Source organism: Vibrio sp. 1562, assembly GCF_033340155.1.
GTDB lineage: Bacteria > Pseudomonadota > Gammaproteobacteria > Enterobacterales > Vibrionaceae > Vibrio > Vibrio alginolyticus.
Genome location: NZ_JAWOVY010000043.1, coordinates 1 through 8756, shown reverse-complemented (window position 1 = coordinate 8756; position 8756 = coordinate 1). Strand labels below are relative to the sequence as shown.

7 protein-coding genes are annotated in these 8756 nt (G+C 49.8%); all 7 read right to left on the bottom strand.

Features of this window, described 5'->3' with window-relative positions:
* Positions 1-2981: conjugal transfer protein TraN (gene traN, locus R7Z49_RS22500; RefSeq protein WP_318112069.1), on the bottom strand; the 2981-nt coding region annotated here is incomplete at its 3' end.
* 2 nt (positions 2982-2983) lie between these two features.
* Entirely contained in the window at positions 2984-4012 is a 1029-nt protein-coding gene (locus R7Z49_RS22495) for a TraU family protein (RefSeq protein WP_318112067.1), read from the bottom strand.
* Positions 3996-5120 (bottom strand): TrbC family F-type conjugative pilus assembly protein, encoded by a 1125-nt coding sequence (locus R7Z49_RS22490; protein ID WP_262660574.1) that lies wholly within the window; start codon positions 5118-5120, stop codon positions 3996-3998. The genes R7Z49_RS22495 and R7Z49_RS22490 overlap by 17 nt, the downstream gene beginning before the upstream one ends.
* A 10-nt stretch (positions 5121-5130) precedes the next feature.
* Positions 5131-5643 carry a S26 family signal peptidase gene (locus R7Z49_RS22485; RefSeq protein ID WP_175542028.1) on the bottom strand — a complete coding sequence of 171 codons (513 nt, stop codon included), beginning with the start codon at positions 5641-5643 and terminating at the stop codon, positions 5131-5133.
* Complete coding sequence (locus R7Z49_RS22480) at positions 5627-5974, bottom strand: plasmid-related protein (RefSeq protein ID WP_071701358.1); 348 nt, start codon at positions 5972-5974, stop codon at positions 5627-5629. The genes R7Z49_RS22485 and R7Z49_RS22480 overlap by 17 nt, the downstream gene beginning before the upstream one ends.
* Positions 5967-8369, bottom strand: coding sequence for a type IV secretion system protein TraC (traC, locus tag R7Z49_RS22475; RefSeq protein WP_065274327.1), 2403 nt, complete (start codon positions 8367-8369; stop codon positions 5967-5969). The genes R7Z49_RS22480 and traC overlap by 8 nt, the downstream gene beginning before the upstream one ends.
* A partial coding sequence (locus R7Z49_RS22470) for a DsbC family protein (protein WP_318112065.1) occupies positions 8370-8756 on the bottom strand: 387 nt, incomplete at its 5' end.

Sequence of the window (8756 nt, the reverse complement as noted above, 5' to 3'; positions counted from 1 at the left end):
TGCTCCGCTCCCGCGCCAGCAGCCGTTGATGGCCCAGCCCCCATGAGAGAGTCCCATGCAGACACAAAAGGCTCTTTGACCGCACTCCAAGTGCTCGTGATTGGCTCCCTGAGCGTATTCCAGGAACCATAGATTGCCGACGACGGATTCATGGCCATGACTGCCGTATCAAGCTTGTTAACCGCCACTATCATCGTGATGTAGTCCGATAGCGAAATGCCACTTGGCTTTTCACAGCAATCCACTATACCTCCGACGGCTTTTTTGCACTGGCCAGCATTACCTTTAAAGACCGTACACTCGACGTTGTCTTGGCCATCAGCGCCCGTACATGACATATCATTGGTCATAAACTGCGCCGCATTAAGCATCGCAGCGGCTTCTGCAAAGTTAGCCTGCTTGATTGGCTCTGGCTCTAAACAATCAGTGCCCATGCAGCGAACTGGCCCCTCACAGTTGAATTGAGTTTCCATTCGAGCGTTTTGCACTTCAACGCTTTGTCCGCAGTCATACACCAAACTTTGGATATAGCAGAAGCCTTCATGACCAGCCCCGCCTTCAGTACATTCGGTTCTGACGTACTGGCAGGCCGGGTTTTGCTCTAGCGCGGCACACGTATTGGTGGTCGTGTTTTGTCCATTATTGACGATGGTTTGCGTATTACCATTGGCATCTACCCAGCTATCTGAGCTGCCCATGTTGAACTCTGGATGAGCAGTCGAAGCATTGTAGGTCGCTCTTGCCCTCCAGCATGAGAGTCCCAGTCCATCAGAACTGCCGCGACTGGTTAAATGAGCAGGAGACGAAACAACCGCTGGATAAAGGCTTCCTAGATTGGCCAACTCGCCACTACCAACCGTTAACCCGTCGATTCGTTTTGTGCCCGTATCCAAACACTGCCACTGCACCGCAGTAAACTGATCCGTTTGCATCAAGCATTGGTCTATGCCCGGATCATTTGATTGATGAACAACGTCTTGCTCTAAGTACTTGCCGGAGAAGGTCAAGGAAGCACTCAGTTTTGCAGAAGCCAAGCACTTCTGAACTTCTCGGCTGCAAGTATCGAAATCGACTTTGTTCCAGCCGGAATCGCATCTGGAACGAGTGACCTCCTGGGGTTCATGCCACGAAATAATCGACCCATTAACGACTTTACACAATGAGCCAACCAAGGTTCCTTTTGGACAAGTCACTTCAGGGTATTTAATAGACGGTTTCGTCTCAGTCACCGTCTCCTTATTGCCCGTCAATGAGAGTGTCGTTTTCCAACCATTTGCCTTGGATGGCGACTCGGTAATTTTTATCTCCGTATTTTGATTATCAAAAATCCTCAGTGTCGCGTTTCCAGTTTGCATAGTACTGCTGTGCTGTGGAACAAAGCTGAGCGTTTCAGAGCTAAAGCAACCGCGCTCAATGGACCAGTTTTGTTGATGGGTTTCAGCGGATACACGTCGCTCTAACTGACACTGAGTAAGCGTGCTGATCTTCTCGCACACCTGGTAATCCGGTACATGCTTGGTTTCAGTAAATGGCGTAATCGTCTGAGTAGGCTCACAGGCCTCAAAACTACTTGGCATAAGGTTGGATACCACACACTTTGGATCGCTGGTTTGCAAACCACAGTCATAGGTATCGGTAAAACGAATGCATTCACCTTTATCATTGGTCTCGGCACATTCTGACGACATGAATCCACAGGAAGGATTCGCTTCAAGCACTTGGCAGGCCTGATTTTCAATCCCCTTATAGCTTTCGTCATCCACACTCACTTGTACACGCCGACACAAAGGCGATATGCCAGCGACAGGGCTTGGGGCAAAGTAGGATTCACAAACTGAAACACCATTGACCACCGTACATCCGTTGGTTGAAGACGGCTGATCCGTGCATTGAATACTGTAGTCTGAAAACTTCGCCGGGATATCCGCGGCTTGTTCGATACAGGACTGTGGCGACCAACTATCATTCATCACCACTTTGGTTGGATCAAAGCGTACCTTGATGCGTGCATACCCCTCACCACTACCCGTTACCGATACGCGAATTTTTACTGGCACTTCTAAACCAGGCTCTACCGCTTTTAGCTTAGCGGTTAAGACAGTATTAGGATTGCGTTCCCAACTGGTACTAAGCTCGCAGCGACCTGCCGTTTCTGGTGGAAAGTTATTGTTCGGCCCAGACCAGACTTTCTGATCACCAAGCCACACTTGCATGTAGTCATCCCATTTGGCGTACTCAAGTACGGCTGAGGTAATCGCATCGGGATTCACGACTTTGAGTGTGATGGCCTGTTCAAACACCTTACAACGGCCACTCCAGTAGTTGTCGCCAATTCGTCCTATCCAAACTTCAAGACACCCCTCACCACAAGAGCGAAGGTTCATCGGCCCTGAAACATGCTCAATGATGCCTGCCGTGTAATCGTGAGCAATAGTGCAGCTGTTAACCGCTGTATTGAGCCTGTCACATTGCTGGTAATTTGGGCTGCCTTCACCTTGAGACTCACAGCCGGGGAAGCTTTGGGTTAATAGATTGGGGTCAGTTTGAACCGCATCAGTTAATGCCCAAAGCGGATCATTGACCATATCTGGCCGAGACCTGTCTTTGATTTGCTGGAGCGAGCGAAACGCCTCACCCGTAGCGCCACTTTCGGATGCCATGCTCTCTTGGCGCTGCGTCCCCAATTGATTCATGCTGGCATCAGAACCATAAACGCCCGTTAAGACATCCAATGAACCCTTATCCATACCAGGGAAAAGCTCTTGCAAGTTAATCGTCTCATTTCCACTGCCATTCGGCACCGACAATGTATTGCCATTGAGTGCTGGCATCGTCCAGTTTTGCAGCAATTGCTTACCTTCTTGTTGTCCGCTTAGGCCGGATTGGCGCTGCACATCAGCGGCCACACCATGTAAGGGCAGGCACGCCATAGTGATTGATAAAATACCCGCTAACACTCGGGTAAAAAGTGTTGGTTTCATGGTTAACCTCCCGAGTTACAGCAGTCTTGCCAGCGCCACAAAATGTAGAGCGCATCTTCACCGGCACCGGGGATCGTTCGCCACTCTCCCCATTTCATGGTGCTTTCACCGATGACATGCGCACTTTCAGTTTCCGGTACTGGGAAGAACATACTCATTTTGTATTGGGATTTCGGCAGCATGGGATCGATAACAGGTCGGCATAGCGCACTGTTCCCCATTGTTCGCCTTGCAAGACCACGCCTGTGTTGAGCCGCGATTGCACGCGCCGCTAAATGGCTGGTGTTTTCTGCTAATGAGCCGAAGGCTAAGGTGTGGCCAGATAACGGGTAGAGATGGCCCCAACTGCCAGCACACCAAAACAACTGGTCGATGGGTTTACCAAGCGTTGATGAAGCAGCGTCAGCGGTACAAGCAGATATAGCCAATGGATTGGCAACGGCAGCCGCTTCAGGCTGAGTAAAAAAGGCCAGTTCATCGTTCAGCCATGTTGGGTCCAATTCCGACAAATACATCAAGTCAAAGTCCATGTAACCATCGGCATTGCAATTGCCATCCATGAACAAATCGAGCATGACCAAAAGCGGAAAGGCGTAATAATGGTAATGGTAGAAAGCAAGATCACCGGTATCGTATTCACCCTCGCCATGACCACCTTGCAGTCGTCTATCACCTAACGGTAAACGAATCCCTCCCAGGGAAGGCGAACAACCCGGCGTTCTGACCAGTTCAATCAGACGCGCTGGCTCCCACATGCTGGTAACAATACCTGGCCTTGGCACACCTAAGTTGTCTTCACATAAGCAAAACGACTTGTTTGATGCGCCGCTTGGGACATTGCCAGAGCCAAGAGGAAGACCGGCAACCCGGATAGGAAAAATGCATGACCAGCATACATCCGTCAGCAACTTGCCCGACAATAACCCCGCGTCTGGGCAGGTCAGTTCGGCTTTTGCAGGAATAGATGCGCCCAAGACAAGCAGGACAACGAGAGTCCGCAACAGACGATACGTATTATTGAGCTTTTTCATGAACAAGCTCCTTTGCTGGAATTTCTTCTATTTCAAACGCGAGCCCCTTTGCTTGAACAAACGATGGGGTGACTTGCAAATCAAAGCGCTGCTTTAGCGAGGCATTGAGAAGGTAAACCGGACTGTCCAATGTCTTTTCAAGCGCATTGAGGCGATTCCAGCCTTGAGTACGGTCGAGCTGCGTGGTGATAAGCGTAATGCGGCGCAGTGTCCTATCTTGCGTCTCAAGCCAATGCGCTACTGCGTCCACTTCTTCAGCGTTCGACGCATTAAACACCACAAGCTGCTGAGTAAACGGCAAGGCTTTTAGCGGGTTAATACGCGTTCCTGCTGGGATCAATGTTCGACCATTGGCATCCAATAGTGGCCGCTGCATGACGATGGTTGGATCAACCGTTCTTATCCGATACTGCGTGGCTTTGGGTAAATCAGTAAATGTTTGGCGAGACCAGAAACGCTCAATGGCTTTTTTCTTTAACGCGCCCAGGTCAAGCGACTGTAAACGCTGCATCGCCACTTGCATCAAATCCGGTTCTAAAATCGAATGAATTGGACCGCGTTGACCCAATGAACCGGTATTTCCTGTTTCAATTTGACGCTGCAACCAGTCCTTGCTGTAAACCCCTAGTGCACTTGCAGTCACCTTGTCATCTTCTATGCGGAAAATGGCAGGCACGCTAGTCACCCGCCAGTGCACAAAAGCTTTCGGATCGATTCGAACCTGAGGAACAGGATCAAGCCCCGTCATCAGCGTATGCCAATCACGGATAGCCGCCCCCAAGGTCTTTCCTTCAGGAATTCCCCGAAACAGCACAATAGCGCCGGTAGCACTGGCCTCTTTGAAAAGCTGCTTCAGTGAGGAATCCCCCAGTGAAGACGACGCAAATATCAACCATTCATCGCTGTGTTTGAGCGACGCAGGTTGTTCAACCGGTGCAAAAGGCTCTATAAATTCAGATGAACCATCCACAGCACTTTGTAAAATGCTGCGGCTCATTTCGACGATCTTTTTGTCCTCGGCAGACAACGGATAAGGCTCTTGTGCCCAGGACACTTGAACCCAAGCCAATGGAGCAACCAACAAAAATAAGAGATATAGTCTTTGCATCATCTACCTCCTACCAAAGCGGCCAAGCGCGACCGACAATCTGCTCGCGCTTAACGGCATTCCAATAGCGGGAGTCGAAACTCGTTGCAGCCTCGCCGGAAAACCAATATTCGTTTTCTTGCAGCGTCAATGAGCGGCTAAATTGTGATTCGGCCACACCAAGACGCTGGGCTAATGCCATGCCGGTAGAGACTTCAGCACCGTTCACCAGCACATGATCAGGCGTCACATTGACTTCATCCCCAGGCATCCCTGTTAGGCGTTTCAGCATCCGAGTACCGTCGTTATATAACGGAGCGAGTCCTTTTGAGTGGAAGGCATACAAACCATCCTTAACGGGCTCTTTATTCCATAGGTCAATCAGATACACCGTGGTATCAGGCAGGCAGCGCTCTTGCTGGGTATCAATACCTATTCGGTAGCGCATCATGGCGTAGGTGCCTACCAAGGCCATGATTAACGCAAGAACAGTCAACCGGATGAGGTATGGCCGCCAAGGCATTCTTTTACGGAGTATCTGCATGAGACACCTCCTTTGAGCCTACTGGCACAAATACGGAATCATCAGCACCCACCACCGCTTGGGCATCCAGCACGATAAAACCGGCTTTTTTTAACTTTTCAATTTGCTGATTGGTCTGAAGCAACCTGGACTCGATGTCTTGTTCGCTGGCATTGGGGCCCAGTGACAACACCGCCTCCCCAAAATCTACGACTGCAATGGGCGTACTTAACGCCAACTGGCTGTGGATGGGTTCGAGTGTTTTCATTAAAAGCCAGCTGGTCATTAAACCGCTACCAGCAATAGACAAAGTAATAGAGGCCATAAATGGCCAAAGCGTGGTCTTATTCATCAAAGCCTCGCTCCTTCAACAACTGAGAGATGGCATCAGCAACAGAAAGGCCTTTGCGCGTTAACTGTTTAATCGCGTTTACATCTTCTGCACGGGACGAGTACAACAGCTTGTGAAACGGATCGACGATGAGGCGGCCAATCCCGGTGCCCATTTCGGTAATAAAGAAAATTTCTGAATAGACACCCGTGACGGTATGAACCGTTTTCAGGTATTCATAACCGCCTTCACCTAGTGGCAAGCGACCTTCTTTTTTGAGTGCGTTGATGGTTTCAGCTTTTTGGCCAAGCAGGTACATATTGGCCGAGTTTTCAGCGATGGCTTTACCTGTTGGGCTGTCGTATAAATCGTTGACCGACTGCGTTACCGTTACAGCACTGCCGCCATATTTTCGAAATCGACGGTAACCGGTTTCGATGAACTTACCGACATCACCTTGAGTCAGCAGATCCCAAGCTTCGTCAATGAACACAATCTTGCGACGATCCCGCTCACCTAAGTACATCTCTTGTTGGATTTGGTAGATAAGCTGAAGCAACACTACTTGTTGTAGATGCTTACGCCCCTTAAGCTCTTCTAACTCCAGAACGGTGAAACGGTTTTTGAAGCGAATATTGTTGTGGCCATTAAAGAATCGGCCATATTCGCCCTGTGTCGTAAACGGATAAAGCTGCTCACCCACGTCTTGCACACGTCGGTCTTCGTGATTTTTCAAGGCCTCTGCCACATCATCAACCAACATGGCACGACCTTTTTTCTCCCACAGTTCACGGGTCTGACGCTTTAGGTTTGCCATCTGAAAATCGGTTAATGACTGCGTAGGTGCGGCCATTGCGGCCAATAACCCAACCAACACATCCGCTTCTTCGTCATAGTCCTCAACGATTTCAAACGGATTTAAGCAAATGCCACTGTCTCGCCCGAACTGTAAGAACTCACCGTCATAGACTTCACACAGCTTTTCATAAGAGCGGCCAACATCAATCACCCAGCATTGCCCGCCTTCTGATAAGTAGGAGGAGATGATTTCGTTCACCAGGAAAGACTTGCCCGACCCAGATTGCGCAGCTATGCAACAGTTGTAATTACTGCCCGAGTCATAAAGGGATACACTCATGATCTGGCCATTACGGGAAACAAAGTTAATCACTGGCGTGCCTGTACCTTTCCAATCCGCAAACAAAGGCAACAGAGGGATCACATGCCGTGTCGCCATGGTCTTGAATCGAAACAAGTCGTTCATCGCCTGGCGGTCAGCACCAAATGGCAAGGCATTCAGAAAAATGGGCAAACAGAAGTACTTGTCTTCCATCAGCTCAAATCCGAGTTCTTTGAAATAAGTTCGAGCATTTGAAACAGAGCTGATGGACGCCTCTTCCGTTGGTGAAAACAGCGTTAAATTCATATTTGCCCGAATAGGGCGATCACCTTCTTGCAAGGCTTCAAAAAGAACATCAAATCCCTTTTTCTTGGCTGCAAGCACCGGCACAAACTTCAGCATCGGACCATAGGCCTGATTGACTGCCCATTGTCGTTTGGTCTCTAAGCGAGAGCGAATGCTCTCAGCTGAAGGAAAGTGAATAGTGACATTTAGCAAAAAGCTGCCACGTAAACCGCGGCTTCCAGTCATCATGTCGCCCGCAAAACTTGCAGCATGGCCAAACCAGATCCGCTCAGGCAAGCGCTTAAACGATAAGGTTTTAACTCGGTAATCGCCCAGCATCAGACCTTGGCTATCCACCTTGATAGCCCGGTCATAATCCAACACTTGCTCTCTAAGTGGTTTATCTGCCTCACTGCGGATTGGTGATGGATTGCGCCAAGATGCATCTTTTCCCCAGTTAAGCTGCGCACTTAATGCCGCGAGCCAATTTCGGTCAGTCATCTCAGTGACGCGAAAACCAACCGTTGCCAGCGCTTGCGAGAAAGAAGCCCGAAGCGCGGATGCTCGACTCAACTCACGCTCCGTCGGTATAGGACTTTCCAAAGGCAATTTGCAGGTGACGATCAGTTGAAAGTTGCGTACCTGAGTCTGGGTCGATTCTTCTATCGGTTGAACCGTGCCCCCATCGAGGAAATCCGCACGTTTGCGTATCGACGCCCTGAGCAATGGATCGGATTGACGATGCCGTAAGCCCATCATGCGCTGAAGGTCGGTTTGAATATCAGGCGAGGCGTACAGGCCAAATTGCAGCAAAGTGTCTTTTGGCCAGTCGTTGTTGAGAAGAACATTAACCCTGTCTGCAACAGACTCATCACCACCCGGCAATGGGTCACATAGAAAACCAAAGCCAACACTCTGGTCTTCCATGAAAAACAGTTGCTCATCGTCTGAATAGGCCAATACTGGCAAGAGCTCTGAAGCGCGTTGCCCTGAATACAGAGAGGCTTTCATCTAAATCCCCTCCAACCAAGCAGAAAGGTCATAAGGACGGCCTCGGCTGATGCGACCATCATTGGCGACAATGAAAGGCACACCTTGAATGCCCAGGATTTGAGCCGTCACCAGGGTACGCTGCATTGGCTCTAAGTTGCAGGCATCATCCTGTTCTAGGTTACCAATCCGGCCATTGAGCAATGCATCGGTGGCCGCTTTCTTGTCACGCGCACAGCCAAGCTGGCGAACCTGACGCTCTGAATCAGGACCAAGCACTGGCACAGGGAGAATTTGGAAGGTGTATTCTTTGGTTAGCGGTAAAGCTTGTTTCAAAAGCTCATGGCAGTGCGGGCATCGTGGATCAACAAAGACCACCACTTTCTTTTTGCCTTCGCCCAGCGTCAG